Origin of the sequence: Thioclava sp. DLFJ4-1 (genome assembly GCF_002020145.1) — a bacterium.
Classification (GTDB): domain Bacteria; phylum Pseudomonadota; class Alphaproteobacteria; order Rhodobacterales; family Rhodobacteraceae; genus Thioclava; species Thioclava sediminum.
The window spans coordinates 829,591-856,559 of the sequence record NZ_MPZT01000001.1 but is presented as its reverse complement, the minus strand read 5'-3'; the positions used below and the strand labels follow the sequence as shown (position 1 = coordinate 856,559).

General features: G+C 64.5%; 21 protein-coding genes. 14 read left to right on the top strand and 7 right to left on the bottom strand.

Going from position 1 to position 26,969, the window contains the following annotated elements:
* Positions 1–20 precede the first annotated feature (20 nt).
* From BMI85_RS03860 to BMI85_RS03825, 8 genes are all read left to right on the top strand, one after another.
* Positions 21–1,988 carry a bifunctional 2',3'-cyclic-nucleotide 2'-phosphodiesterase/3'-nucleotidase gene (locus tag BMI85_RS03860; protein WP_078599558.1) on the top strand — a complete coding sequence of 656 codons (1,968 nt, stop codon included), beginning with the start codon at positions 21–23 and terminating at the stop codon, positions 1,986–1,988.
* A gap of 340 nt (positions 1,989–2,328) precedes the next feature.
* A complete protein-coding gene (locus BMI85_RS03855) occupies positions 2,329–3,540 on the top strand; it encodes an efflux RND transporter periplasmic adaptor subunit (RefSeq protein WP_078599557.1) in 1,212 nt (403 codons plus the stop codon).
* Positions 3,541–3,547: 7 nt separating this feature from the next.
* The gene (locus BMI85_RS03850; RefSeq protein WP_078599556.1) at positions 3,548–6,634 is read left to right on the top strand and encodes an efflux RND transporter permease subunit; all 3,087 of its coding nucleotides are present in this window, start codon (positions 3,548–3,550) and stop codon (positions 6,632–6,634) included.
* A 172-nt stretch (positions 6,635–6,806) separates the two neighbouring features.
* Positions 6,807–6,992, top strand: a complete 186-nt coding sequence (locus tag BMI85_RS03845) for a PLDc N-terminal domain-containing protein (protein ID WP_078569563.1) — start codon at positions 6,807–6,809, stop codon at positions 6,990–6,992.
* A gap of 25 nt (positions 6,993–7,017) precedes the next feature.
* Complete coding sequence (locus BMI85_RS03840) at positions 7,018–8,673, top strand: FMN-binding glutamate synthase family protein (RefSeq protein WP_078599555.1); 1,656 nt, start codon at positions 7,018–7,020, stop codon at positions 8,671–8,673.
* A gap of 1 nt (position 8,674) precedes the next feature.
* The gene (locus BMI85_RS03835; RefSeq protein WP_078599554.1) at positions 8,675–10,390 is read left to right on the top strand and encodes a thiamine pyrophosphate-dependent enzyme; all 1,716 of its coding nucleotides are present in this window, start codon (positions 8,675–8,677) and stop codon (positions 10,388–10,390) included.
* A gap of 346 nt (positions 10,391–10,736) precedes the next feature.
* Positions 10,737–11,567 carry a fructosamine kinase family protein gene (locus tag BMI85_RS03830; protein WP_078599553.1) on the top strand — a complete coding sequence of 277 codons (831 nt, stop codon included), beginning with the start codon at positions 10,737–10,739 and terminating at the stop codon, positions 11,565–11,567.
* 63 nt (positions 11,568–11,630) lie between these two features.
* Positions 11,631–12,689, top strand: a complete 1,059-nt coding sequence (locus BMI85_RS03825) for an FUSC family protein (RefSeq protein WP_143594973.1) — start codon at positions 11,631–11,633, stop codon at positions 12,687–12,689.
* A 52-nt stretch (positions 12,690–12,741) separates the two neighbouring features.
* On the opposite strand, the gene ilvD is transcribed toward BMI85_RS03825, so the two are convergent.
* A complete protein-coding gene (ilvD, locus tag BMI85_RS03820) occupies positions 12,742–14,577 on the bottom strand; it encodes a dihydroxy-acid dehydratase (RefSeq protein ID WP_078546018.1) in 1,836 nt (611 codons plus the stop codon).
* Positions 14,578–14,884: 307 nt separating this feature from the next.
* On the opposite strand from ilvD, the gene BMI85_RS03815 reads away from it, so the two are divergent.
* Together BMI85_RS03815 and pdeM are read left to right on the top strand one after the other, a co-directional pair.
* Positions 14,885–17,290 carry a ligase-associated DNA damage response DEXH box helicase gene (locus tag BMI85_RS03815; RefSeq protein WP_078599551.1) on the top strand — a complete coding sequence of 802 codons (2,406 nt, stop codon included), beginning with the start codon at positions 14,885–14,887 and terminating at the stop codon, positions 17,288–17,290.
* Entirely contained in the window at positions 17,287–17,934 is a 648-nt protein-coding gene (gene pdeM / locus BMI85_RS03810) for a ligase-associated DNA damage response endonuclease PdeM (protein WP_078599550.1), read from the top strand. Before BMI85_RS03815 ends, pdeM begins: the two co-directional genes overlap by 4 nt.
* On the opposite strand, the gene BMI85_RS03805 is transcribed toward pdeM, so the two are convergent.
* From BMI85_RS03805 to BMI85_RS03785, 6 genes are all read right to left on the bottom strand, one after another.
* A complete protein-coding gene (locus BMI85_RS03805; protein WP_078599549.1) occupies positions 17,907–18,410 on the bottom strand; it encodes a gamma-glutamylcyclotransferase family protein in 504 nt (167 codons plus the stop codon). The two genes, pdeM and BMI85_RS03805, sit on opposite strands and share 28 nt — an antisense overlap.
* Positions 18,407–19,258 (bottom strand): aldose 1-epimerase family protein, encoded by an 852-nt coding sequence (locus tag BMI85_RS03800; protein ID WP_078599548.1) that lies wholly within the window; start codon positions 19,256–19,258, stop codon positions 18,407–18,409. The genes BMI85_RS03805 and BMI85_RS03800 overlap by 4 nt, the downstream gene beginning before the upstream one ends.
* Before the next feature lie 419 nt (positions 19,259–19,677).
* Positions 19,678–20,445, bottom strand: a complete 768-nt coding sequence (locus BMI85_RS21025; RefSeq protein WP_143594972.1) for a hypothetical protein — start codon at positions 20,443–20,445, stop codon at positions 19,678–19,680.
* Positions 20,442–22,397 (bottom strand): DNA topoisomerase IV subunit B, encoded by a 1,956-nt coding sequence (gene parE, locus BMI85_RS03795; protein ID WP_078569553.1) that lies wholly within the window; start codon positions 22,395–22,397, stop codon positions 20,442–20,444. Before parE ends, BMI85_RS21025 begins: the two co-directional genes overlap by 4 nt.
* Positions 22,398–22,519: 122 nt before the next feature.
* Positions 22,520–22,855: a hypothetical protein gene (locus tag BMI85_RS03790; protein WP_133051995.1), complete on the bottom strand. Its 336-nt coding sequence runs from the start codon at positions 22,853–22,855 to the stop codon at positions 22,520–22,522.
* 219 nt (positions 22,856–23,074) lie between these two features.
* Entirely contained in the window at positions 23,075–23,734 is a 660-nt protein-coding gene (locus BMI85_RS03785) for a glutathione S-transferase family protein (RefSeq protein WP_078599546.1), read from the bottom strand.
* A gap of 140 nt (positions 23,735–23,874) precedes the next feature.
* Here BMI85_RS03785 and ppk2 point away from each other — a divergent pair, with 140 nt between their 5' ends.
* From ppk2 to BMI85_RS03765, 4 genes are all read left to right on the top strand, one after another.
* Positions 23,875–24,888 (top strand): polyphosphate kinase 2, encoded by a 1,014-nt coding sequence (gene ppk2, locus BMI85_RS03780; protein ID WP_078599545.1) that lies wholly within the window; start codon positions 23,875–23,877, stop codon positions 24,886–24,888.
* A gap of 92 nt (positions 24,889–24,980) precedes the next feature.
* Positions 24,981–25,583: a class I SAM-dependent methyltransferase gene (locus tag BMI85_RS03775; RefSeq protein WP_078569549.1), complete on the top strand. Its 603-nt coding sequence runs from the start codon at positions 24,981–24,983 to the stop codon at positions 25,581–25,583.
* Positions 25,584–25,845: 262 nt separating this feature from the next.
* A complete protein-coding gene (locus BMI85_RS03770) occupies positions 25,846–26,289 on the top strand; it encodes a cytochrome c (protein ID WP_078519779.1) in 444 nt (147 codons plus the stop codon).
* Between the two features lie 6 nt (positions 26,290–26,295).
* Complete coding sequence (locus tag BMI85_RS03765) at positions 26,296–26,892, top strand: cytochrome b/b6 domain-containing protein (protein WP_078599544.1); 597 nt, start codon at positions 26,296–26,298, stop codon at positions 26,890–26,892.
* Positions 26,893–26,969 lie beyond the last annotated feature (77 nt).

The following is a 26,969-nucleotide window of genomic DNA, read 5'->3' as shown; positions in this document are numbered from 1 at the left end:
TGTCTCGGAGGATCCCCCTTATGTCGCTTATTTCGCGTCGCCAATTCCTGATCACTACCACCGCTGCGGGCGGTCTCACGCTGGTCCACCCGTTCACGGCGCGCGCCGCCGAAGGGCAGGCCCATCTGCGCCTGCTCTGCACCACCGATATTCACTGCCACATCCGGCCCTATGACTATTACGCCGACAAGCCCGTCGACACGGTCGGCCTGTCGCGCACCGCGACGCTCATCCAAGGGGTGCGCGCGGAGGCCGCCAACACGATGATGTTCGACAATGGCGACTACATGCAGGGCAACCCGATGGCCGATTACATCGCCTATTCCAAGGGGATGAAGGAGGGCGACACCCATCCGGTCATCGCGGGTATGAACCTGCTGGGCTACGATTGCGGCACGCTGGGCAATCACGAATTCAACTACGGGATGGATTTCCTCAAGAAGGTGAACGACCGCGCGAACTTCCCGATGGTCTGCGCGAATTTCGCCCATAAGCTCGGGGCGTCCCCGCGTGAAGACGACCTCTATCTTCCGCCCTACCTGATCCTCGATCGCGACCTGACCGACGGGGCGGGAAACAAGATGCCGATCCGCATCGGCGTGATCGGCTTCGTCCCGCCGCAGATCATGCAATGGGACCGCGCGCATCTCGAGGGCAACTACCAGACCCGCGACATCGTGGAGGCCGCGAAAGCCTGGGTGCCGCAGATCAAGGAAGAGGGCGCCGATCTCATCGTGGCGCTCGCCCATACGGGCATCGACAACGGCCCGCAAAGCGACGGGATGGAGAACGCGGCCTTCTACCTCGCGGGTGTGGACGGGATCGACGCGGTGATCACCGGGCACCAGCACCTGAACTTCCCCGGCAAGGATTTCTCCGGCCCCGGCATCGACAATGACAAGGGCACGCTGCAGGGCAAGCCGGCGGTGCAGGCGGGCTTCTGGGGCAACCATATGGGCCTGATCGACCTGATGCTGAGCCGCGACGGCGGCAAGTGGAAGATCGACACTCATACCTCGGAAATTCGCCCGATCTTCGCACGCGGCGAGGATCGCTCGATCACGCCGCTCACCACAGATTATAAACCGATCCTCGCGGCGACCGATCAGGTTCATGAGGAGACGCTGAAATATGTCCGCGCCAAGGTCGGCGAGACCGAAGCGCCGCTCTATTCCTACTTCGCGCTGGTGGCTGACGATCCGTCGGTGCAGATCGTCTCGAATGCACAGCTCTGGTATGTGAAGAAGCTGCTGGAGGGCACGCCCGAAGGCAAACTGCCGCTCCTCTCGGCGGCAGCGCCGTTCAAGGCGGGCGGTCGCGGCGGCCCGGATTACTTCACCGATGTTCCCAAAGGCCCGGTGGCGATCAAGAACGTCTCCGACCTCTACCTTTATCCGAACACGTTGCAGGCGGTGAAGGTCACCGGCGCGCAGGTGAAAGACTGGCTGGAACGCTCGGCGGGCATGTTCAACCAAGTTGAGCCCGGCGCGAAGGATGCCAAGCTGCTGAACCCCGATTTCCCGTCCTACAATTTCGACGTGATCGACGGGGTGACCTATCAGATCGACATCACCCAGCCAGCCAAGTTCGACAAGGACGGCGCGGTGGTGAACGCCGATACGAACCGCATCGTCGATCTGAAATATGACGGCAAGCCGATCGACCCGAAGGCTGAGTTCGTGATCGCCACGAACAACTACCGCGCGTCGGGTGGCGGCAGCTTCCCCGGCGCGGATGGCTCGACGGTGATCTACCGCGCGCCCGACACCAACCGCGACGTGATCGTGCGCTACATCCACGACAAGGGCACGATCAATCCGAAGGCCGACGCCAACTGGTCCTTCGCGCCTGCGGGGGGCGCCACGGTACTGTTCGAGACCGGGCCCAAGGCGCAGACCTATCTCGAAGACGTCAAATCGCGGGGTCTGGATATCGAACCGGCGGGCGACGGCGAGGGGGGCTTCGCGCTCTACCGCATCACGCTGTGAACGGCTTCGTACAGGGATCGAGAGGGGCGCCACTGGCGCCCCTTTTTTATGCGCTGCGGTCGTGAGGCGGTTTGTGGCTCTCATCTCGCGAATACGTGAACTCCGCGAGGGGCGCGATCTGACGCTGGAATTGGGGCGCGGATATCTCGAGTGGCTGCGTTCAGGCGGAAATTTTATTTTTAAAACAATGGGTAAGCTGGGTCCCCATTTCCTTGGCTCTACGGCTCGCGGCATTTGTTTCCGCATTTCCGGTCGCGTGCGAGTGGCGACAGAATAGCGCGGGCCTATCGTAGAAATGGAATAACGCCGGGAAAACCGGGCAGCGGACAGGAGTTTCAGTATGAGCATTGGTCGGATGGCGCGGCGCGCCGCGTTTGGGATGCTGCTTGCGGGCGGGTTCGCTGCGCAGGCGATGGCGCAAGGAATGCCGGGTGGCACTCAAGGCCCGACCGAGGTCGGCGTGATGCAGGTCGAGACGCAATCCGTGCCTTACACCGTCACCCTCCCGGGCCGCGCCGTGGCCTATGAGCAGACCGATATCCGCCCGCGCGTTGCGGGTACCATTGCCTCTATCGACTACGAGGCAGGCCACAAGGTCGCGACGGGTGACGCGCTGTTTCACATCGACGACGACACCTATCAGGCCGAACTGACTGCAGCCGAGGCCGAGAAGGCGAGCGCCGACGCCAATGTGCAGGCCGCGCAGTCGCAGGTGGACCGCTACACCAAGCTGGAGAAGACCTCGATCTCGGTGAGCGATCTGGAGACGGCGAGGGTCGCGCTCGCGCAGGCAAAAGCCTCCGCGCTGAGTGCCGAGGCCGATCTGCAGACCGCGCAGCTCAATCTCGACCGCACGGTGATCCGCTCGCCCATCGACGGCTACCCGGATGTGGCGAGCGTCTCGGTGGGCTCGCTGGTCACGGCGAACCAGTCCGATGCGCTGACCACGGTGACGCGGCTCGATCCGATCTATGTCGATGTCTCGGAAAGTGCCGCGCGGATCATGCGGGTGCGCCAGCGCATCGATCAGGGCACGCTTCAACGCGGCGATCAGTTGAAGGTCTCGTTGCTGCTCGAGACCGGCGCGGAATATGACGGTACCGGCACGCTTGTCAGCCCCGGTGCGACGGTGTCCGCGACCACCGGCACGGTCGATTTCCGGTTCAAGTTCGACAATCCCGACCGGCTGATCCTGCCGGGCCAGTTCCTGCGCGCGAAGATCACGCTGGGCACGACGCAGGCGATCCTCGTGCCGCAGCGCGCGACGAAACGGGAAGGGGATGGGTCGCTCTCGGCTTTCATCGCCGCCGACGGCAAGGCGAAGAAGGTGACGCTGACGACGGCGGGCACCTATCAGAACGCATGGATCGTGACCGACGGCATCGAGAGCGGCGATCAGGTGATCCTCGACGGGCTCAAGAACCTGCGCGACGGGGCCGAGATCAAGACGGTGCCGGTGACGATCAACGCGCAGGGCGTGGTGCAGGATGCCGCTCCGGATAGCTCCGGCAATACCGCCGACGCCGCCAACGACACGGCGAAGGCGGAGTAAGCTCAACATGATCCGTTTCTTTATCCATCGCCCCGTCTTCGCGATCGTGCTCGCGCTGGTCACGATGCTCGCCGGCGGCTACGCGATCACCCAGCTGCCCGTGTCGCAATACCCGGAAGTCGCGCCGACTACGATCCGCATTTCCGCCAGCTATTCCGGGGCTACCGCGCAGGCGGTCGAGAACTCGGTGACGACGCCTATCGAAGACTCGCTGACCGGGCTCGACGGGCTCCTTTACATGGAGAGCTCGTCCAATCAGGGTTCGGCGCGCCTGACGCTTACCTTTGACGGCTCGGTCGATCCGATCGACGCCGAGAACGAGGTGCAGACCAAGATCCGCAAGGTCGAGAATTCGCTGCCCGATGCGGTGCAGACCTCCGGGGTGAGCGTGTCGCGCTCGTCCTCGGATATCCTGATGGTCGGCGCGCTGGTTTCGACCGATGGGAAATATTCGACCGTCGAGCTGGGCAATATTCTGGACACCGAAGTGAAAGGCGCGATCGAGCGCACCTCGGGCGTGGGCGGGATCAACGTCTTCGGTTCGGGCTACGCGATGCGGGTTTGGCTCGATCCCTACAAGCTCGAGCAATATCAGCTGACGCCGACCGACGTGACCTCGGCCGTGCAGGCGCAGAACACGACCGTCTCGGTCGGCTCGCTCGGCGATCTGCCAACGACCGAAGGGCAGCAATTTACCGCGACGATCACCGCGCAGAGCCAGCTGACCTCGGTCGAGCAGTTCGAGAAGATCCTTCTGAAGACCGAGGCCGACGGCTCGGCGGTCTATCTGGGCGATGTCGCGCGTATCGAGATCGGACAAGAGGATTACGGCAGCAACTCCAAGTTCAATGGCATGAACGCAGCGGGCTTCGGCGTGAACCTCGCGAACGGCGCGAATGCGGTGGATACGGCCTCGGCGGTGCGTGCGACGCTGGACCGGATGTCGTCGTCGCTGCCCGAAGGCGTCGAATTCCAGATCGCCTATGACACCTCGCCCTTCGTGCAGCTCTCCATCGAGAAGGTCTATCACACGCTGGCCGAGGCGATCGTGCTGGTGCTGCTGGTGATCCTCGTCTTCTTGCAGAAATGGCGCGCGACGCTGATCCCGATCGTCGCGGTTCCGGTGGTGCTGCTGGGCACATTCGCGGTGCTGCTGGTCGCGGGCTATTCGATCAACACGCTGACGATGTTCGCGATGGTGCTGGCGATCGGCCTGCTGGTCGATGACGCGATCGTCGTGGTGGAGAATGTCGAGCGGGTGATGGAAGAGGAGGGGCTCAGCCCCCTCAAGGCCACCGAGAAAAGCATGTCGCAGATCACCGGGGCGTTGATCGGGGTGGCGCTGGTGCTCTCGGCGGTGTTCCTGCCGATGGCGTTCTTCCCGGGCTCGACGGGGGTGATCTATAGACAGTTCTCTGTGACGATCATCACCGCGATGGTGCTGTCTGCCGTGGTCGCGCTGATCCTGACGCCTGCGCTGGCGGCAAAGCTGCTGCGGCCTTCGACGGGTCGCGCGATTGCGCCTGCGCGCGCCTTCAACAACGGCTTCGCGAAGATGCAGGGCGGTTACGCGGGCGCGGTGGCCCGGATCGTGCGCAAGCCTTTCCTGATGGCGCTGGTTCTCGTGCTGGTGCTGGCGGGGGCGTGGGGCGTGATGACCCGGCTGCCCTCGTCCTTCCTCCCGCAAGAGGATCAGGGCGTGCTGATGGCGATGGTGAACCTGTCCGAGGGGTCGACCACGGCGCAGACGTCGGATGTGGTCGATCAGATCACGCAATACCTGCTGACGCAGGAGAAATCGGATGTGTCGTCGGTCTTCGCGACGCTCGGCTTTTCTTTCGGCGGCGGCGGGCAGAACACCGCGATGGTCTTCGCCAAGCTGAAGGATTTCGACGAACGCACCGGCGCGGACCAGACCGCTGCCGCCATCTCGGGCCGAGCCAATGCGCATTTCGCGGGGCTGCGCGCGGGGCAGGTCTTCTTCCTGCAACCGCCCGCGATCCGCGGTATCGGCAACTCCTCGGGTTTCCAGATGTATCTGGTGGATCAGGGCAATAACGGCACGACGGCCCTGAAGGAGGCGGGCGAGCAGCTCGTGGCCGCGGCGAAATCCGACAGCCGCCTGACCAATGTCCGCGTCAGCGGCGACGAGAACAAAGCGGCACTGCAGCTCGATATCGACCAGCAGAAGGCCGAAAGCTTCGGGCTGACTCTGAGCAATCTCAATTCGATGCTCTCGGTGATCTTCAGTGGCAGATCGGTGAACGACTTCGACCTCAACGGCAATCTGCGCCCGGTGATCGTCCAGGCGGATGCGCCCTACCGGATGCAGCCGGAGGATATCGACACTTGGTATGCGCGCAACGCGTCGGGCGAGATGGTGCCGTTCTCATCCTTCGCGACGACGAAATGGGTCTCCGTCGCACCGAAACTGTCGCGCTATGACGCGGCCAATGCGATCGAGATCTCCGGCCAGGCCTCGGACAGCGCAAGCTCCGGCGCGGCGATGGACGCGATGGAGCAGCTGGTCAGTGACCTGCCCGGCGGCTACGCGGTTGCCTGGACGGGGCTGAGCTATCAGGAACGCCAGTCCGGCGATCAGGCGCCCTATCTCTATGCGCTCTCGGTGCTGGTCGTCTTCCTCTGCCTCGCCGCGCTATACGAGAGCTGGTCGATCCCGCTTTCGGTGATGCTCGCCGTGCCGGTGGGGGTTCTGGGGGCGCTGGTCTCGGCTTGGGTCTTCGGGCAGTCGAATGACGTTTACTTCAAGGTGGGTATCCTCACGACCATAGGTCTGGCGGCGAAGAACGCGATCCTGATCGTGGAATTCGCCAAGAACCTCGAAGCCGAGGGAAAGGAGCTGATCCCCGCGACCATCGAGGCGGCGCGGCTCCGCCTGCGCCCGATCCTGATGACCTCGCTCGCCTTCATGCTGGGCGTGGTGCCGCTGGCGATTGCGACCGGGGCAGGGGCCTCGGCGCAGAACGCAATCGGCATCGGCGTGCTGGGGGGCATGGCGGCGGCGACCTTCATCGGCGTCTTCATGGTGCCCGCCTTCTACGTCCTGATCCGTAAACTGACTCCGGGGCGCTGAGCCGAAGGCGCGATCCCAATGCCAAGGCGGCGGCGCTACGCGCGCGACCGCCTTGGCGATCAATCACTTCCGCTTGAATCGGGGAAAGCGGGGAACAAAGCGTTGAAGGCGCAAGTTTCCCTGCCAAGGAACGCCGGTAAGTGCCGGAAAAAACCGATAAAGGAGTGAAGTTATGCTGAGCATGATCGGGGGCCTCGTCGTCCTCATCCTCGATATCTGGGCCATCGTGTCGATCCTTGGCTCGGGCGAATCCACCGGCAAGAAAGTGCTGTGGATCCTGTTGATCGTCATCCTGCCGATTATCGGCTTCATCATCTGGCTGCTGGTTGGGCCGAAAGGCGCCAAGGCGACAATCTGAGCCACGCAGAGCCGGGAGGGACGATATGAGCAGCATCATCCGCAACATCGTCCCTCTCGGCTCGCTCTTGATGTCTGTGCTGGCGCTCGCGCTGGCCGTCTGGATCAGCCCTTGGTGGCTGATCCTTTTGCTTTTGACGGTGCCGCTTCTGGCGCTCAGCCTTTATGACTATTTCCAGAAGGACTGGACGATCACGCGCAACTATCCGGGCGCGGCGCGCATCCGCTGGCTCGCCTACGATCTGCGGCCTTTCCTGCGCGCCTATATCGTCGAGGGCGATCTGGAGGGCAAACCCTACCCCTATGAGGCGCGCAACCTCGTGCATGCCCGCGCGCGGGGCCAGACCGATACCCATCCTTTCGGCACGGAGCGCGACGTGGAAGGCGCCGAATATCAATGGGTGAACCATTCCATCGCGCCCGCCGAGCATCCCGACAAAAGCCCACGCATCACGGTCGGCAACGATCAATGCGCCAAGCCCTATTCGGCGTCGGTGCTCAACATCTCGGCCATGTCCTTCGGGGCGCTGTCGGCCAATGCGGTCGAGGCGCTGAACCTCGGGGCCAAGCAGGGCGGGTTCTACCACGACACGGGCGAGGGAGGCTTCTCGCCCTATCACCAGAGCCATGGCGGCGACATCGTCTGGGAGCTGGGCTCGGGCTATTTCGGGGCGCGCGACGATGAGGGGAATTTCGACCCGGAGCTGTTCGCCGAGCAGGCGAGCCACGATCAGGTCAAGATGACCGAGATCAAGCTGAGCCAGGGCGCGAAGCCCGGTCACGGCGGGATGCTTCCGGCGGCCAAGGTCACCGAGGAGATCGCGAAGACCCGCAAGGTGCCCGCGCATCAGGACTGCCTCTCGCCGCGCGGCCACAAGGCGTTTTCGACGCCCGCGCAGATGATGGAATTCGCGGCGAAGATGCGCGATCTCTCGGGCGGCAAGCCCGTGGGTATCAAGCTGTGCATCGGCCAGCCGCATGAGGCCTTCGCGATCGTGAAGGCGATGCAGAAGACCGGCATCTATCCCGATTTCGTCGTCGTCGACGGGGCCGAGGGCGGCACCGGGGCCGCGCCGCTGGAGCTGTCGGATCATGTGGGGATGCCGCTGATCGACGGGCTGGTGTTGATGCGCAACGCTTTGGTCGGCGCGGGCGTGAAGGACAAGGTGCGGCTGGCGGCGTCCGGCAAGGTCTATTCCGGCTATGGGCTGGCGCAGAACCTCGCGATCGGGGCGGATTGGTGCAATGCCGCGCGGGCCTTCATGTTCTCGATCGGCTGCATTCAGGCGCAGCGATGCCACTTGGGCACCTGCCCGACCGGGATGACCACGCAGGACAAGAGCCGCCAACGCGGCCTCGTACCCGAGGTGCAGGGCCCCCGTGCCGCGCGCTTTCACGCCAAGACGCTGGAGGCGCTTGCCGACATCGTCGCAGCCGCCGGGCTGGAGCATCCGAGCGAGCTGCAGCCCCATCACATCGTGCATCGCACTGCCGTGCGCGAGGCTCGCACCATCGACAAGATTTATCCCTTTTTGCCCGCGAACATCCTCAACGACGATCCGGGCAGCACCGAGTACGCGGACTGGTGGGAAGCGGCCGATGCCGACAGCTTCAAGCCGCGCATCGACCTCGATGCCAAGCGCACCAGCCTGCATCACAAAGCCGAATTGAAAGAGGCCTGACATGAGCAAGAGCGTATCCGACATCATCGCCGAAACCCTCGTTTCGGCGGGGGCGCAGCGCGTCTACGGGATCGTGGGCGACACGATCAACCATTTCACCGATGCGGTGCGCCGGTCGGACCTTAACTGGGTGCATGTGCGCCACGAAGAGGTCGGCGCGCTCGCGGCAGGTGGCGAGAGCTACATGACCGGGGAGCTGTCGGTCTGCGCGGGGACCACCGGGCCGGGCAGCCTGCATTTCGTGAACGGTATCTTCGAGAGCCACCGCAACGGCGCGCCCGTGGTGCTGATCGCCTCGAATATCGAGCGCGCGGAGGAGGGCTTGGGCTTCCCGCAGGAGGTCGATCAGAAGAAGGTCTACGAGCAGGCTTCGGTGTTCTGCGAGCGGATCAGCCATCCTGACCAAGCGCGCCGGATCACCGTGCAGGCGGCGCAGGCCGCGCTGACCAAGGGCGGCGTCGCGGTGGTCATCGTCAATGGCGACATGTTCCGCGAGACTACGAAGGACGATCTGCAATGGGCCGTGCATCGCCCGCAGCCGGTGATGCGCCCGTCGGAGGCGGAACTGGACGCGCTGGCGGGCATGATCGCCGAAGCCGAGCGGATCACGATCTACGCGGGTATCGGCGCGCGCGGAGCCGCCGCCCAGATCCGGGCACTGTCGGAGCGGCTCGCCGCACCGGTCGCGCATACGACGCGGGCGAAGGAATTCATCGAGCCGGACATGCCCAACAATGTCGGCATGACCGGGATCCTGGGCAATCGCGCGGGTATGGAGGCAATGGGCGATTGCGACCTGCTGCTCTGTCTGGGCAGCGATTTCGCCTATACGCAGTTCTATCCGGGCAAGGCCAAGATCGTGCAGCTCGACATCGATCCCACCCGGCTGGGACGGCGCGCGCCGATCGATCTGGGACTAGCGGGCGATGTCGGCGACACGATCGACGCGCTGCTGCCGCGCCTTGTCCCGCGCGAGCCCGGCAAGCATCTGGATCGGGCGCTGAAAGCCTATGCCGAGGACCTCAAGGGCTACCTCGATAGCGCGGAAGAACCCGACCCGAGCCTGATCCACCCGCAGCACCTGACCGAGCTGCTCGACCGGTTCGCGGCGAAGGATGCGATCTTCACCGCAGATGGCGGCTCGCCCATGGTCTGGTTGCTGCGCCACCTCTCGGCCAATGGCGAGCGGCGCTTCCTGACCTCGCTGTTGCACGGGACGATGGCCAATGCCTATCCACAGGCGCTGGGCATTCAGGAGGCCTACCCCGAGCGTCAGGTGATCGCGATGTGCGGCGATGGCGGAATGAGCATGCTGATGGGCGATCTGCTTACGCTGGTGCAGGAGAAGCTGCCGGTGAAGCTCTTGGTCTATAACAACGCCTCGCTCGGCTTCGTGGAGATGGAGCAGCGGGTGGAGGGGATGCTCGACGCCTTCACCGAGCTACACAATCCCGACTTCGGCGCGATGGCACGGGCGATCGGGATGGAGGGGATGCGGGTCGAGAGCGCGACCGAGCTCGACGGCGCTGTGCGCGACTGGCTCGCCGCACCGGGGCCTGCGCTGCTCGACGTGAAGGTGAACCGGATGGAGCTGGTGATGCCGCCGAAGATCGAACCGGCACAAGTGGGCTCGACCGCGCTCTTTGGCGTGAAGGCGGTGCTCAACGGGCGCGCCGATGAGGTGGTTTCGCTGATGCGCGACAACTTCCTGCGCTGACCGGGGCCGGGGCTAGACGCAGCCGCCGCAAGGGGTTCGCGGCGGCTGCTACCCGACGGAGACGAGTGTGGGGATATCTCCGTCAGGGTCTCGTGTTGCCCCCCGAGGGACAGAAACGGACAAATCCTCCGGCCCGAGCGCGCTGCACGCATTGTCTCGGCACGAAGGCGTCCAAAATGTCTATGCTGCACGAAGGACTGACCCGCCATGGGGAGGCTGATCGACGGCAACATTGGGCATTTGCACCGGATGGAACCCGTCACGCAACCGTAATCCTGTCGCACAGAGCGGATATTCGCCTGTGGTGCCGCAAGAAAAGGCAAACGACCGAAAACAAGAGGGCGACATGGACGAAACGGCGCGGATATTGGCAGAGGCCGCGCGCCTGCTGGAAATCACCCCGCGACGGGCCGAGCCGCTGGCGGGCGGCGATCTGAGCCCGGTGCTGGCGCTAGACCTGCCGACCGGAGAGCGGGTGATCGCCAAGGGCGGGCCTCACCCCGAGATCGAGGCGGAGATGCTGCGTGCGCTCGCTGAGGCGGGCGCGCGGGTGCCGAAGGTGATCTCGGCCTCTCGGGTCTGCCTCGTGATGGAGGCCTTGCCGCAGCACGGAGGCCTAAGGGGTGCGGGGTGGCTGGAACTGGGCGAGATACTTCGGCGCCAGCACCGCGCGCCGGGGGCACCGGATGAGGCGCCCTACGGCTGGCCCGACGAGTATGCCTTCGGCCCGGTGCCGATCCCGAACGCAGCGCGCCCGACATGGCCCGAATTCTGGGCCGAGGCGCGGCTGCGCCCGTCGCTGCCCGCCTTGCCCGTGCCACTCGCCCGCCGGGTCGAGACGCTCGCCGCGCAGATTGACGAGCATCTGCCGCCACGCCCGTTCCCGTCCTTGCTGCACGGCGATCTCTGGGCGGGCAACGTGCTGGCCGACCAGGGGCATCTGAGCGGGCTGATCGACCCGGCCTGCTATTACGGTGACGGCGAGGTCGATCTCGCGATGCTGCATCTCTTCGGCGCGCCCGGGCAGGAATTCGCCGTGGGTTACGGCGCGCTTGAGCCCGGCTGGCAGGCGCGGCGGGCGATCTATCAGCTCTGGCCCGCGCTGGTGCATCTGCGCCTGTTCGGTTCGGGCTATCACGGAATGGTGGCGGGGCTTCTGGACCGGATCGGCGTCTAGCGGGGAACCAGCGCGTCGGTAAGGCGCTTTGCCTGCATCGAAAGGTGTTACACGGTGCAATTGGTGACTATCTCCCCTACGCAACTTCAGAAGCTGAACTGGTCGCGCGGCTTGCCCGCAGCGCTTGCACTGAGCGGGCTCGTCACGATCGTTCTGTCGCTCGATCTGCCGCGGGGGCAGGAACTCGCGGCGCTTGGCGCGGGCTTCGCCACCTCGACAGGGCAGGGCAAGTCGATCCGCAATCGGCGCTGGCCGGTCACATTCCTCGACATTGCGGGCAAACTGGTTGGGATCTTCGCCGGGATGATCGCCGCGAAGGTCATGATAGGCGGCGTCGCGCTGAGCGTGCCGGGAATGCTGCTCGGCGCGTTCGCCGTTGGCCTTCTCTCGCGCCGCGATATGAGCCTGTGGTGGCTGTTTCTGCAAAGCTGGCTGTTCTTCTCGCTCTCGACCTTCCTCGTGCAGTTCATCCCGTCGCCCGGGCCGGTACTGCTCGCCGTCGGCGGCGCGATGGTCTGGGTCTTGGCGGTGGAAGAGGCGGTGCGGGTGATCTGGAAACACTTCGCGCCGAAGACGGGGCCGAAGCTCGATGGGCAGGTGCCGCCCGATGGCGTTGCGCCGCTCAACTCGCTGATCGGTCAGGGGCTGCAGGCGATGGGCGCGGTGGGCTTGTCCTACGGGATCGCAGTGGCTTTCTCGATCAATCACCCCTACTGGGCGCCGCTCTCGGCGCTGTTGATGCTGCGCCCGCGTCCCGGCATGACATGGGACCGGGTGCTGGTGCGCAGCCTCGCGACCCTCGCAGGCGGGCTGGGGGCGAGCCTGCTTGTGCTGTGGCTGGGGCCAGACAGTTTCGTGATGCCGGGGCTCTATGTGATCTTCGGCGTGACTGCGATCCTGTTCGCGCCGCCCGCGCATTACCCGACCTTTGTGGCCTTCCTGACCGCGCTGATCGTGGTGATGGTCTCGATGGGCAATGATGCGCCTTTGTCGAACGCTTGGGGCCGGGTCGCGGGGACGGTGCTGGGCGGGGTCTCGGCCTTGGCGATGAGCTACCTCGCCCATGCGATCCGCAAGCGGCTCGGTTGGGAAGAAAGCCTGCCCGAAAGCGATGCCGCCTGAATGAAAACGGCCGCCCCGAGAGGCGGCCGTTCCAATTCGCGTTCGGGTGCGATCACTCGGGCAGGATGCGCACGCCACCCTTCGCCGCCGAGCTGGCCAGCAGCGCATAGGCCTTGAGCGCGGTCGAGACAGCGCGCTTGCGCGGCTCTGCCGGTTTCCACGGCAGCGGCCCCATCGCCTCGCGGCGCGCGGCCAGAACGTTGTCGGCCACGGCGAGGTTGATCGTGCGGTTCGGGATGTCGATCTCGATGATGTCACCGGTCTCGACGAGGCCGATCGTGCCGCCTTCTTCCGCTTCCGGGCTGACATGGCCGATCGAGAGCCCCGAAGTGCCGCCCGAGAAGCGTCCGTCGGTCAGCAGCGCGCATTTCGCGCCGAGGCCCTTCGATTTGAGGTAGGAGGTCGGGTAGAGCATTTCCTGCATCCCCGGACCGCCGCGCGGGCCTTCATAGCGGATGATGACCACTTCGCCCTCGACGACCTTGCCGGTCAGGATGCCCGACACCGCGTCGTCCTGACTCTCGTAGACTTTTGCGGGGCCCGAGAATTTCAGGATCGAGTCGTCGACGCCTGCGGTTTTCACGATGCAACCCTGCTCGGCGATATTGCCGTAGAGCACCGCCAGACCGCCATCCTGCGAGAACGCATGTTCCGCGGTGCGGATCACGCCGCCCTCGCGGTCGCGGTCGAGCTCTTTGTAGCGGTTCTCGGTCGAGAAGGCCTGCGTCGTGCGTACGCCACCCGGGGCCGCCCGGTAGAACTGATCGGTGGCGTCGTCATTGGCGACCATCACGTCCCATTTCGAGAGCGCCTCGGCCATCGTTTCCGAATGCACGGTGCGCACGTCCTGATGGATCAGACCGGCGCGGTTCATCTCGCCAAGGATGCCCATGATGCCGCCGGCGCGATGGACGTCTTCCATGTGGACGTCTTGCTTGGCAGGCGCCACCTTGCAGAACACCGGAACCTTGCGCGAGAGGCGGTCGATGTCTTCCATCGTGAAGTCGACCTTGCCCTCATGCGCGATCGCCAGCAGGTGCAGCACCGTGTTGGTGGACCCGCCCATCGCGATATCGAGGCTCATCGCGTTCTCGAAGGCCTCGAAGGTCGCGATCTCGCGCGGCAGCAGACCTTTGTCTTCCAGCTCGTAATGGCGACGCGTGATCTCGACGATCTTTCGGCCTGCCTCGAGGAACAGCTCCTTGCGGTCGGCATGGGTCGCCAGCATCGAGCCGTTGCCCGGCAGTGCCAGACCCAGCGCCTCGGCCAGACAGTTCATCGAGTTCGCGGTGAACATGCCCGAGCACGACCCGCAGGTCGGGCAGGCGGCCTTCTCGATCGCGAGCACATCCTCGTCGGAATATTTGTCGTCGGCAGCCGCCACCATCGCATCGACCAGATCGAGGTCGTGACCGATGATCTCCGCGCCTTCCTTGCCGGCCTCCATCGGGCCGCCGGAAACGAAGATCACCGGGATGTTCAGGCGCATCGCGGCCATCATCATGCCGGGGGTGATCTTGTCGCAGTTCGAGATGCAGACCATCGCATCGGCGCAATGCGCGTTGACCATGTATTCCACGGAGTCCGCGATCACTTCGCGCGAAGGCAGCGAATAGAGCATCCCGTCATGGCCCATCGCGATCCCGTCATCGACCGCGATGGTGTTGAATTCCTTCGCGACGCCGCCCGCGCTCTCGATCTCGCGCGCGACCATCTGGCCGAGATCCTTGAGGTGGACGTGGCCGGGCACGAACTGAGTGAAGGAGTTCACGACCGCGATGATCGGCTTGCCGAAGTCGTCATCGGTCATGCCGGTGGCGCGCCACAGACCGCGCGCACCCGCCATGTTGCGGCCATGGGTGGATCTACGGGAACGATAAAAGGCCATAAGATTTCCGTTTCTGTCGCGCCCGAGGGGACTCGGGCAATTTCCTGTCGCGGGCCTGAATATAACATGGATCGCCCAATGAACAGTGGCGAGATGGCGCGGGTGGGGTGTGCGATGGTGCGAGATGTTGGGGTGAGCCGCGTCTCGGAAGGCTTCCAAGGAAAGCCTTCAGCGGCGAGCGCGCCGCGCGTCGCGGCGCAAAGGCTGATTGCTTTAAAGAAGGGGCGGGCGCGGCCCGGGCTAGCCGCCCGCGCCAAGAGCTGCCGCAAAGCTTGCGCATCCGCTCCTCACGCCTACCTTTCACGCGATGCCTGACACCGCCGCCACGCCCCTCCTGCCGCAACGCTTCGCCGACTGGTTCGCCAGCCGCGGCTGGCAACCGCACAGGCATCAGCTCGACGTGCTGTCGGCGCGCGAAGATACGCTGCTGATCGCGCCGACCGGGGGCGGCAAGACGCTGGCGGGTTTTCTGCCGTCGCTCGTCGATCTGGCCGAGGGATACGAGGGGCTGCACACGCTCTATGTCTCGCCGCTCAAGGCGCTGTCCAAGGACATCGCCCGCAACCTGCGCGCGCCGGTGGACGAGATCGGGCTGGAGCTGCGGATCGAGGATCGCACCGGCGACACGTCCGCCACGCAGCGTCGCCGTCAGCGGGTCGATCCACCACAGATTTTGCTGACGACGCCGGAGAGCCTCGCGCTGATGCTGTCCTACCCGGAAGCGCCGAAGATCTTCGCAGGCGTGAAGCGGGTGGTGCTCGACGAGATCCACGCGCTGGCCGAAAGCAAGCGCGGCGATCAATTGATGCTGGGCGTCGCGCGGCTGCGCAGCCTGTCGTCCGACCTGACCGTCACGGGGCTGTCGGCCACGGTTGAAGCCCCGCAGGCGCTGGCCGATTTCATGGGCGGCGCGCGGGTGATCATGGCCGATCCCGGCCCGCCCCCCGATATCGAGATGCTGCCGACCGCGCGTCCCGCGCCTTGGGCAGGCGGCGGTGGGCGGCACGCCGCGCGCGACGTGATGGCAGCGATCGAGGACGCGCGGCTCAGTCTCGTTTTCCTGAATACCCGCGCGCAGGCGGAACTGTTCTTTCAGGCGCTCTGGGAGGTGAACGACACCGCCCTGCCGATCGGGCTGCATCACGGCTCGCTCTCGCGCGAGGCCCGCCACAAGGTCGAGGAGGCGATGGCGAGCGGCGAGTTGCGCGCGGTGGTCTGCACCGGCTCGCTCGATCTGGGGCTCGACTGGGGCGATGTCGATCTGGTCCTGCAGGTCGGCGCGCCGAAGAACGTCAAACGCCTCGTGCAGCGGATCGGGCGCGCCAATCACCGCTTTGACGAGCCTTCGCGCGCCCGGATCGTGCCCGCGAACCGTTTCGAGATCGTCGAGTGCGCCGCCGCATTGGAGGCCGTGCGCGAAAACGATCTGGACGGGGGCGGGCGGCGCTGGCGCGGTCCGCTCGACGTGCTGTGCCAGCATATCCTGCTGACCGCCTGCGCCGGGCCGTTTGAGGCGGATGCGCTCTATGCGGAAGCGCTGCGGGCGGGGCCTTACGCGAATTTGCCACGCGCGGATTTCGACGCCTGTCTGGAATTCTGCGCGACGGGTGGCTACGCGCTGCGGGCCTATGACCGCTGGCAGCGCCTGCTGCAGCGCGACGGCAAATGGCAACTCCGCGACCCGCGCGCGACCCGCGATCTGCGGATGAATATCGGCACGATCACCGAGACCGAGAAGCTGAAAGTCCGCCGCAAATCCCGGCGCGGCGGCACGCCCTTGGGCGAGGTGGAGGAAGGGTTCGCCTCGTCTCTCACCCCCGGAGACACTTTCTTGATCGGCGGGCAGGTCGTCCGCTACGAGGGCCTGCGCGAGATGGTCGTCGAGGTGACGAATGCCGCCACGCGCGAGCCGAAGATCGCCGTCTTCTCGGGGCTGAAAATGGCGACCTCGCTGGAGCTGTCGCAAAGGGTGCAGCGCCTGATCGCCACGCCCGAGGACTGGGATCAGCTGCCGCCTGACACCCGCGACTGGCTGGCGCTGCAGCGTGAGATTTCCACGCTGCCCGCCCCCGGCACGCTGACCTGCGAGACCTTCCTGCGCGGCGGGCGAGCTTTCTTCTGTCTCTACGGATTTGCGGGGCGCAACGCGCATCAGACGCTCGCGCTGCTGCTGACCCACCGGATGGAGCAGGCGGGGCTCGGGCCGCTGGGGTTTGTTGCCACCGACTACGCGCTGCTGATCTGGTCGATCGATCTGGTCGAAGACCCCGCCCCGCTGCTATCGGCCGAAGGGCTACGCGAAGGGCTTCGCGACTGGCTTGAGAGCAACGCGGTGATGAAGCGCGCCTTCCGTTCAATCGCGACGATTGCGGGCCTCATCCAGCGCAACCTGCCGGGGCAGCGCAAATCGGGCAAACAGGCGACGTTTTCGTCCGACATCCTTTACGATACCTTGCGCCGCTACGACCCCGATCACCTTCTGCTGCGCATTACCCGCGAGGAGGCGAGCCGCGGCCTCGTCGATTTCGAACGGATCGAGGAGATGCTGGCCCAGGGCAAGAGAATCGTGCATATCCGCGCCCCGCACGTGACGCCGCTGGCCGCGCCCTTGCTGTTGGAGCATGGGCAGGTCGGCATTCGCGGCGGCACGGGCGAAGCGCGGCTTATGGAAGAAGAGGCGCAGGCAATGATGCGCGAGGCGGGGCTGGAATGAGAGAGATCACCTTCGCGGGGCAGCGGCTCATCGCGCAACCGTCGGGCGCGCTCTATTGGCCCGGGGAAGACGCGCTGATCGTGGCCGATCTTCACCTGGGCAAGTCCGAGCGGATGGCGCGGCGCGGCGGCGCACTGCTGCCGCCTTTCGAGAGCCTCGACACGGTGATCCGGCTGGAGGCCGAGGTGCTGCGACTGCGCCCTGCGCGGCTGATCAGCCTTGGTGACGCCTTCGACGACGATGCGGCGGCGGGAGAGATCGCGCCCGAGATCGCCGGGCGACTGACCCGCATCGCGGCGCAGACGAAGCTGCTCTGGATCGCGGGAAACCATGACCCGATCGGCCTTGGGCAGACCGTGGAAGAGACGCAAATCGGCCCGCTCACCCTGCGCCATATCGCAGGCACCGGGCCGGACCTCTCTGGCCATTACCACCCCAAAGCTCAGATCGCGCGGCGGTCGCATCGGGCGTTTCTGATCGGACGCGATCACCTGATCCTGCCCGCTTTCGGCACCTATACCGGCGGCTTGGATTGCGACGGGCCGGAGCTGTCGTCGCTGGTCGAGGCAGGCATCGCTGTGCTGACCGGGCCGGGCATGCCGGTGCGCCCGATCGGTCAGAGCGCGCTGCGCCAGTCGCGATAGCCCGCGCGGACCAACGCTTCGCGGGCGGCGATGAAACCGGGGCGCTCGGGCGCGGGGTCGGGGATCGGCGTGACGCCCGCCAGATCGTCCAGGCCCAGTTCATGCTCGCGCCGCCCCGCCCGGATCAGCGCCAGATACCATTCGAAGGGAGCGATCCCGTCCCGGCGCTGTAGCGCGCGATAGGTGAAGGCGCGCTGGCCATCCTCGAGCGTGAGCGCGATCTTCTCGTAGTGCAGCCCTGCGCCTTCGGCGGCATCGAGCGCGGGGATGTCGGCCTCCGTGATCTCGAACAGCACACCTTGCGTGGTCGCCGCGCTTTCGGTGATCGTGGCCTTCGCGCTCCCGTCGCGCCCGCGCTTCGAGAAATCGAGCGAATGTCCGGGGATCTCCGCCAACCCGAGCACGCGCGCCGAGGGGCAGCGCGCGGCAAGCCGCGAGGTCAGCAGGTTGGAGCCATAGGCGAGGTAAGGGATCATCCGCTCACCGCCAAGGTCATCGTGAATGTCTCCTGCCCGCCGGGGGCCAAGATCATGCTGTCGGGCCACGCGGCCAATTCCGGCCCGGCCCCCTCTGCGGCAGGCAACCCGTGCCACGGTTCGATGCAAATGTACGGCGCACCGGGTTTCTGCCACAGGGCGAGATTGGGCAGGTTGGAAAAGCGGAAATCGAGCACCGGCGCCCCGTCGGCGAGGTAGCGCAGCCCGTCGCCCGCGCCTTCGGGGAAGATCATCGCATCGTCCTCATACTGCGCTGGATCGAGGGTCAGCGCGCCCGTCGTGAAGGGCGACGGCATCCGCGCGCGCCCCAGCATCCCATCCGCGAGCCGCGCCAAGGCCGGCTCCGCCCCGTTGCTCAGCTCGATCCGGTGCGGACCGGTCGCGCCGGGCAGCGGCCAGCGGAAGGCCGGGTGAAAGCCGAAGGAAAACGGCATCTCCCGATCGCCCGCATTGCTGACCGTGGCGGTGACGCTCAGCTCCGACCCCACGACCTCGTGGATGATCTCGAGACGGAATTCGAACGGATAGGCCGCGGTCTCCTGCGAGGGTTCGAGCAGGTGGCAGCAGCGGCTTTGCGTCAGCTCGGTCACGCGGAAGGGCAGGCGGCGGGCAAAGCCGTGCTTGGAGATCGCGTGGGGCGTGCCGTCGATCGTCACCCCGTCGGGGGCGGGAAGGCCGACGATGGGAAACAGGATCGGAGCTTGCCCGCTCCACCAGGCCGGGTCGCCCTCCCAGAGCAGCTCCTGCCCCTGATAGCTCAGCCCCTGCATCTCGGCGCCCAAATCGGCGATGGTGACGCTGAGGCTTTGGGAAGAAATCTGGGGCATGTGTCGGGATCCGGAGGTTGTGACGTGTCGCGCCTTGGTATCGCGCAGCCGGAGATGTTCCAAGCCCGTGTCCGTTCCATGCCGAGCGAGGAGGGGTGAGCCGGGACTAGCGGCCTTCCAGTGGAAGGACGCCCCGGCGAACGCCCGGAGTGCGAGCGAAGGGCCGGACGGGCGCGTGTGGCGAGGGATGAGGGCAGCGCCCGACCCTTGGGGTGAGCCGCGTCTCGGAAGGCTTCCAGTGGAAGCCTTCAGTGGCGAACGCGCCGCGCGTCGCGGCGCAGGGGGCGCTTCGCTGTCGTTTGGTATGGGCGGTTTATCTCGCAAGCCCGAAGGACGGGGAGGCTGTGAGCTGCATCGCCAATGCGCCCTCCCGGGGGGAGGGTCGGGCGCTGCCCGGGCTGGTCGCCCGGGCGTTTCGGTCAACCTAATGCTTTCACAATCAATCTATGAATGTCACCCCGGCTCAAGAAGTGGAAAACACAGCTAGATGCGTTGGTAACGATGCCTGCGAGAAAAACTGTCGGTCTCAGCCCGTTCAAATAGACGCCGAAGACCGGCCCCCCGCTCATCCCTGCTGGATCAATTGTCAGAGTTGGCGCTGGGCGGAAAGCAAGCCTATTGGGTAGGAATGGTTGAGTTGGCTTCCCAGCAACGCCGAAGGGAGCGGCTTCATAGCCCATAACCTCAAAGTCGATTCGATTAGTGTCCTTTGGGAAGCCAATTGCGAAGAGAATCTCAGGTTCAGGCAACTCTTCCAAAAATGCCCTCCTACTCAGTCGGTACCATGAGTGAGTTGAAAGGCTATTGGCCATCACAGCTTCAGTGAATTCGAAAAGTACTGCATCAAGATTTGGGCCCTGATCTCTATAATTCTGAAATACCGCTGCATGCGACGTGACGATTTTCCTCGCCTCACTATTGTGGATGCAGAGTTGTTCGAGGTCGTATTTTTGTATTCGAAGCTGGTGATCGGTTGTCAGGGCGAAGTGGCGACCCTCAATGCATATTCTTGTTAGAGAACCGGATTTGCTGAGATCATAGGGTTCAAAACCATCTGAGTGAAATAGTGCTGGTTCGGCGAAACGGCGCAGATACTCGCCGAGTGAGTTCGCTGGGACAAGTAGCCGATTGACGTCGATCGCCGTGTTAACTTTGCTTCCAAGTATCGTATCTAAATCGAAGCTCAAACATCCAGCTCCTCCACGAACTGCGCGTTTTCCTGAATATACTGGAACCGCAGTTCGGGCTTCTTGCCCATCAGACGCTCCACCAGATCGCCGGTCTCGTTCGGCTCGTCGTCGTGGATCGTCACCCGGATCAGCTTGCGCGTGTCGGGGTGCATCGTGGTCTCTTTCAGGTCCTTCGCGTCCATCTCGCCCAGACCCTTGAAGCGCTGCACGTCGATCTTGCCTTTGCCGCCCAGACCTTTCTCCAGCATCGCGTCCTTCTCGGCGTCGTCGGCCACATAGACGCGCTTGGCGCCCTGGGTCAGGCGATAGAGCGGCGGGCAGGCCAGATAGAGGTGCCCCTGATCGATCATCGGGCGCATCTGGGTGAAGAAGAAGGTCATCAGCAGCGAGGCGATGTGCGCGCCGTCGACATCCGCATCGGTCATGATGATGATCTTGTCGTAGCGCAGATCGTCGACGTTGAACTTGGTGCCGAGCCCCACGCCGAGCGCCTGCGTCAGATCGTTGATCTCCTGGTTCGAGCCGAGCTTGGAGCTTGCCGCGCCGAGCACGTTGAGGATCTTGCCGCGGAGCGGCAGCAGCGCCTGGTTCTTGCGGTCGCGCGCCATCTTGGCCGAGCCGCCTGCCGAGTCGCCCTCGACGATGAACAGCTCCGTGCCCGAACGGTTCGTGGCCGAGCAATCGACCAACTTGCCGGGCAGACGCAGCCGCTTGGTGGCCGATTTGCGCTGGGTCTCTTTCTCTTGCCGGCGCTTGAGGCGTTCTTCGGCGCGCAGCACGAGGAAATCGAGGATCGCGCCTGCGGATTTCGTGTCCGAGGCCAGCCAGTTGTCGAAGTGGTCGCGCACCGCGCCTTCGACCAGACGCTGCGCCTCGACGGTGGCCAGACGGTCCTTGGTCTGGCCTACGAATTCCGGCTCGCGGATGAAGCACGAGACCAGCGCACAGCCGCCGGTGATCAGGTCGTCGCGGGTGATCTGCGCGGCCTTCTTGTTGTTCACCAGCTCGCCATAGGCGCGGATGCCCTTGAGGATCGCCGACCAGAAGCCCGCCTCATGGGTGCCGCCCTCGGGCGTCGGCACGGTGTTACAGTAGGACTGGATGAAGCCGTCGCGCGACGGCGTCCAGTTGATCGCCCATTCGACCGAGCCCGGCACGTTGAACTTCTCGCGGAACTCGACCTTGCCCGAGAAGGGGCGGTCGGCATAGGTGCTGGCACCGCTCAGCGTCTCGGTCAGGTAATCGGCGAGGCCGCCGGGGAAATGGAACGTGGCCTCGGTCGGCGTTTCGCCGTCATCGACCTCGGATTTCCAGCGAATCTCCACGCCCGAAAAGAGATACGCTTTCGAGCGCACCATCTTCAGCAGACGTGCGGGCTTGAACCGGTGATGGCCGAAGATCTGCTCGTCGGCATGGAAGGTGACGGTGGTGCCGCGACGGTTCGGGGCCGCGCCGATTTTCTCCACCGGACCTTCGGGGATGCCGCGCGAGAAACGCTGTTCATACAGCTCCTTGTTCTTGGCGACCTGAACGACCATCGAATCCGACAGCGCGTTGACCACCGAGGCGCCCACCCCGTGCAGACCGCCCGAGGTCTCGTAGGCGTCGCCCGAGAACTTGCCGCCCGCGTGCAGCGTGCAGAGGATGACTTCCAGCGCGGATTTGCCGGGGAATTTCGGGTGCGGGTCGATCGGGATGCCGCGCCCGTTGTCGCGGATGACGACGGAATGATCGGCGAGCAGCTCGACCTCGATGCGGTTGGCGTGACCGGCCACCGCTTCGTCCATCGAGTTGTCGAGCACCTCGGCCACCATGTGATGAAGCGCGCGCTCGTCCGTGCCGCCGATATACATGCCGGGGCGTTTTCGCACGGGTTCGAGACCTTCGAGCACCTCGATCGAGGAGGCGTCATAGGAATCGGTCTGGGGCGTCAGAAGATCGTCGGCCATGCTGCTCGCTTTCTCTTGTAGTTTTCTAAACAAGAGATACCGCAGGTTGGGGCGGAGGAGCAAGAAGACCCCACCGCCCCGATCCGCTTCGAAAGCCCCACACCCCCGAAAACGTCCGGCCCTTACGCGACGCGCGCCATGAGCAGCATCGACCCCACCGCCATCGCGATACCGAAGACTTCCCGCAAGGCGAGTTTTTCACCGAACAGGACGACTCCCATCGTCACCAGAGCCATCAATGTGAAAAGCGCCGAGGCCACGCCCGTTTGTGCCAGCGACACATGCCGCATAGCCAGAAACCAACCTGCTGCCGAAGCGGCGTAAAGCACGCAACCTAGGAAGACAGACGGCGAATGCAGCGCGTGACCTTTATCAACGGCGGATTTCAGAACGAAATCTCCCGCGATCACGATCAGCGTCGCACCCAAACACAGGCTGTATCCAAGCAAAGCAGACATGGTTACCTCGAACCCTCTTCACCCCGACAAAATGACGTAAGGGAAGCTGTATTGCTAAGAGGAATTCACCCCGCTGCGGAAAACCCGACCACTTGGTCAGGGAGACCTGACTGAAAGGCGAAGTTGGGTTGAGCGCCTGCCCATCGCTTGAGCAGAGTGCGTATCCGCGCCATCGTCACATACACCTTTCGAATTAGGCGCGACGCGAGGTTCGCCGAATCAAACCGCCTCGGCTTCGCGCTTCTCCCACATCGCGCGGAAGGCTTTCCGGCTCTGGCACAGCTTGATCCAGCTTTGCAGGCGCGGGTAGGGGACGAGGAAATCCGGGTGGTCCTGTCCGTAGCGCAGAACCTCGGCCAGATTGAGATCGGTCACGGTGAACCGGCCGCCCACGATATGGCTATGCGTCTCCAGATGGGTCTCGAGCGTGGTCAGCGGCCGGGCGAGCTTCGAGCAGAGAGAAGCAATCTCGGCCTTGCCCTCGGGCGTGTCCTGCTCCTTGCGGCGATAGACGAAGCTGAGAGCGAGCGCGTCGGTCTCGATCCAGGTCGCGGCGAAGAGCGCCCATTGCTCCATTTGCGAGAGCTCGCGCTCGTGCGCAGGGGCGAGCGGCCCTCCCGCCTTGCGTGCGAGATGCAGGTTGATCGCGAGCGACTCCGTCAAGATCAGCCCGTCTTCCTCCAGCACCGGGATCGCGCCCATCGGCGAGAGCTTGCGAAATTCGGGCGAGCGGGTGTTGAGCGGCACCTCCGGCGCGAGCGGATCGGAGAAGCGGTTCGCCTGCACGACTCGGCGCAGACGGAACGGCAGGCCCAACTCCTCGAGCAACCACAGCGCCCGGCTCGCCCGCGAATGATAGTTGCCGTAGATCGTGATCATGTCCGTTCCTTCGTTTCGCTCGATTTTTGTGGCGTTTTTGCCGCCGGAGGCCCAGCAGACACGGGTTTTTGATGCGTATCAAGGCACATCACGCGGGATTGCGCGATGCTCCGCAAGGTTCAGCCAACGGAGGGATACGCATGAAAGATCAGCTCATGAGCGACGCGACGAAACCGGCCAAGGCCGCAGCCGGGAAGGCAGAGGCTGTCGTCAAGCCGATCGATCCCGCCGAGGCGCATCCCGCGATCACCCCGCCAGAGCCGAAGGCGACCGGCCCGAAGAGCTTCCCGCGCGTCGATCCCAGTGCGGTGCGGCTGGCTTTCGAGACCGGGAAATACCCCTACAAGCGCAAGATGGCGCGCGCCGCCTATGAGAAAGAAAAGGCGGAGCTTCAGGCGGAGCTGCTGAAGGTCCAGAAATGGGCGCAGGAGAGCGGCGAGAAATTCGTGATCCTTTTCGAGGGCCGCGATGCGGCGGGCAAGGGCGGTACGATCAAGCGCTTCACCGAACATCTCAACCCGCGCTTTGCCCGGGTCGTCGCACTCAACAAGCCCTCGGAAGAGGAACTCGGTCAGTGGTATTTCCAACGCTATGTCGAGCATCTGCCGACCGCGGGCGAGATGACCTTCTATGATCGCAGCTGGTATAACCGCGCGGGTGTGGAGCGCGTGATGGGCTTCTGCAAACCCAACGATTACCTCGAATTCATGCGCCAGACCCCGGAGTTGGAGCGGATGTTCGTGCGCTCGGGGGTTCGGCTTTACAAGTACTGGTTCTCGGTCACCCGCGAGGAGCAGCGCCGCCGCTTCCAATCGCGCGAAACCGATCCGCTCAAGCGCTGGAAGCTGTCGCCGATCGATCTGGCGAGCCTCGATCGCTGGGACGATTACACCGAGGCGAAAGAGGCGATGTTCTTCTACACCGACACCGCCGATGCGCCATGGACCATCGTGAAGTCGAACGACAAGAAGCGCGCGCGGCTGAACTGCATGAAGCATTTCCTGTCGACGCTGGACTATCCCGACAAGGATCCCACGATCGCAACGCCGCCCGATCCGCTGATCGTGGGCCATGCGAGCCATGTCGTGCATTCGTCCGAGCATATTCTTGGCGCATCTCTTCATCCCGATCAGCGCCGCGTGACCAAATCCTGAGCATGTGATTGCCGATGGCGATTTCGGTGACCGGTGGGGCTTGTCCCTCCGCCGGTTGCATTCCATGTGAAAGGTAACAACCGGAGGAGAGCATGGGCTGGAACGAAAGATTCGCCGGAGAAGAGTATCTCTATGGCACGACCCCGGCGGATTTCGTGGCGCGTCAGGCATGGCGTCTCGCTCCGGGGGCGCGGCTTCTGAGCATCGCTGACGGCGAAGGTCGCAACGGCACCTATCTCGCCAGCCTCGGAGTGCAGGTCACAGCCCTCGAGCCGTCGGAAAACGCGCGCCGCAAGGCCGCTGAACTGGCGCAGGAGCGGGGCGTGTCGATGCAGACGATCGACGCCGACCTGCGTGGCTACGATTGGCCGCGCGGGGAATATGACGCCGTTCTCGCCTGTTTCATCCAATTCGCCGATACCGCCTTTCGCGCAGAGATTTTCGATGGGATCGCGACCGCGCTAAAACCGGGCGGGCTCGCATTGATCCACGGCTTCGCGCGCCGCCAGCCGCGCTACGGGACCGGCGGGCCGGGGGTCGTGGAGCAGCTCTACGATCTCGATCTCCTGCGCGACGCCTTCCCGCGCTGGGAGGTGCTGCATCAGGCCGATTACGATGCCGATCTCGACGAGGGCGCGGGCCATTCCGGACGCGCCGCCCTGATCGATTTCGTCGCCCGCAAACCCGAGCGGTGATTCCGCAGATTTCGGCATAAAGTCAGGGTTTGGCGCGGCTTATACGCGGGGTGCCTGACTTTCCGTCGCAACTTAAGTGCGATTTCTAGGCGATTTGCGCGTTCGATCGGCAATAGGCCGGAACCTGCCTAAGACCCGGTGCCTCCCTATCGTCCCGGTAGGGGAAATGTGTGCCTGCGCACATAGGAGTGTCTTCGGATTGACACGAATGCGTGTAACCTCAAGCCTGTACGTTTCTTGCCATCGCAGATTGGAGTTCCACATGCGTAAGCCTCTCCTCGCCCTGACCTTCACCCTCGCCGCCAGCGCCGCCTTCGCGCAGTCGCCCAAAGACGCTGTCGAAGCGCGCCAAGGTTTCTTCGATTTGCTCGGCGCCCAGATGGCCGTGCTCGCGCCGATGGCGCAGGGCAAGATGGACTTCGACGCAGCCAAGGCACAGACCGCCGCCAACAACATCGCGGCGCTCGCGAAGGTCGACATCTCGCCGCTCTTCGTCGAAGGCACTTCGGTCGACGACATGATGGAGACCCACGCGAAGTCGGAAATCTGGTCGAACATGGACCTGTTCATGGAAAAGGCGGATGCCCTCCATCAGGCCGCGGCGGAAATGCCCGATGCGGCAGGTAGCCTCGAGACGCTGCAGCCGGCGGTCGGTAAGCTCGGCGGCACCTGCAAGAGCTGCCACGACGAGTTCCGTTCGAAGTAACGACTGATGAAAGACACCGCCGCCTCCCCCGCGAAGAAAACCGTCACGGTCTGGGACCCTGTCGTGCGTCTGTTCCACTGGCTTCTGGTGGCGGCTTTTGCCGCCGCCTGGGGGCTCGGGGAATGGGGGCCGAACCAGATGACATGGCATTTCTATGCCGGCTACGCGATCGCGGGGCTGCTGGCGGTGCGTCTGATCTGGGGGTTCGTGGGGTCGCGCACGGCGCGGTTCTCGCATTTCCTCTATGGACCCAAGGCGGTGGCGGAGTATCTTCGCCACCTGCCATCCAAGGAAAGCTCCGGCCATGTCGGGCATAATCCGCTGGGCGGTTGGTCGGTTCTCGTGATGCTCGCGCTGCTGATCGTGCAGGTCGTGACCGGGCTGACCTCCGATCCGCAGGACTATATCAACGTCGGTCCCCTTGCGGGATCCGTGCCGGAAAGCATCAGCACGAGCTGGGCGCCGAAAATCCATGAATTCGTGGCGACCCTGCTGCTGATCGTCGTCGGCATCCATATCGCGGCCATCGTCTATTACCGGACGTGGAAGGGTGTGAATCTCGTGAAGCCGATGATCACGGGTAAGAAAGAAGTGGGCGAGTAACCGCTCTCTTGACCGCCGCGTCGGGCAGGGCTAGCGCTCGCCCATGACGAGCAAAGACCCATCCCAGAGCGCGCCAC

Bases quoted from the DNA above. Each gene is read 5' to 3' on its own strand.
- BMI85_RS03790 (WP_133051995.1), bottom strand. From the start codon at position 22,855: ATGTCTGCTTTGCTTGGATACAGCCTGTGTTTGGGTGCGACGCTGATC.
- ilvD (WP_078546018.1), bottom strand. From the start codon at position 14,577: ATGGCCTTTTATCGTTCCCGTAGATCCACCCATGGCCGCAACATGGCG.
- BMI85_RS03775 (WP_078569549.1), top strand. From the start codon at position 24,981: ATGGGCTGGAACGAAAGATTCGCCGGAGAAGAGTATCTCTATGGCACG.
- BMI85_RS03845 (WP_078569563.1), top strand. From the start codon at position 6,807: ATGCTGAGCATGATCGGGGGCCTCGTCGTCCTCATCCTCGATATCTGG.
- BMI85_RS03855 (WP_078599557.1), top strand. From the start codon at position 2,329: ATGAGCATTGGTCGGATGGCGCGGCGCGCCGCGTTTGGGATGCTGCTT.
- BMI85_RS03805 (WP_078599549.1), bottom strand. From the start codon at position 18,410: ATGATCCCTTACCTCGCCTATGGCTCCAACCTGCTGACCTCGCGGCTT.
- BMI85_RS03850 (WP_078599556.1), top strand. From the start codon at position 3,548: ATGATCCGTTTCTTTATCCATCGCCCCGTCTTCGCGATCGTGCTCGCG.
- BMI85_RS03770 (WP_078519779.1), top strand. From the start codon at position 25,846: ATGCGTAAGCCTCTCCTCGCCCTGACCTTCACCCTCGCCGCCAGCGCC.
- BMI85_RS03815 (WP_078599551.1), top strand. From the start codon at position 14,885: ATGCCTGACACCGCCGCCACGCCCCTCCTGCCGCAACGCTTCGCCGAC.
- BMI85_RS03785 (WP_078599546.1), bottom strand. From the start codon at position 23,734: ATGATCACGATCTACGGCAACTATCATTCGCGGGCGAGCCGGGCGCTG.
- ppk2 (WP_078599545.1), top strand. From the start codon at position 23,875: ATGAAAGATCAGCTCATGAGCGACGCGACGAAACCGGCCAAGGCCGCA.
- BMI85_RS03765 (WP_078599544.1), top strand. From the start codon at position 26,296: ATGAAAGACACCGCCGCCTCCCCCGCGAAGAAAACCGTCACGGTCTGG.
- BMI85_RS03860 (WP_078599558.1), top strand. From the start codon at position 21: ATGTCGCTTATTTCGCGTCGCCAATTCCTGATCACTACCACCGCTGCG.
- parE (WP_078569553.1), bottom strand. From the start codon at position 22,397: ATGGCCGACGATCTTCTGACGCCCCAGACCGATTCCTATGACGCCTCC.
- BMI85_RS03835 (WP_078599554.1), top strand. From the start codon at position 8,675: ATGAGCAAGAGCGTATCCGACATCATCGCCGAAACCCTCGTTTCGGCG.
- pdeM (WP_078599550.1), top strand. From the start codon at position 17,287: ATGAGAGAGATCACCTTCGCGGGGCAGCGGCTCATCGCGCAACCGTCG.
- BMI85_RS03800 (WP_078599548.1), bottom strand. From the start codon at position 19,258: ATGCCCCAGATTTCTTCCCAAAGCCTCAGCGTCACCATCGCCGATTTG.
- BMI85_RS03830 (WP_078599553.1), top strand. From the start codon at position 10,737: ATGGACGAAACGGCGCGGATATTGGCAGAGGCCGCGCGCCTGCTGGAA.
- BMI85_RS03840 (WP_078599555.1), top strand. From the start codon at position 7,018: ATGAGCAGCATCATCCGCAACATCGTCCCTCTCGGCTCGCTCTTGATG.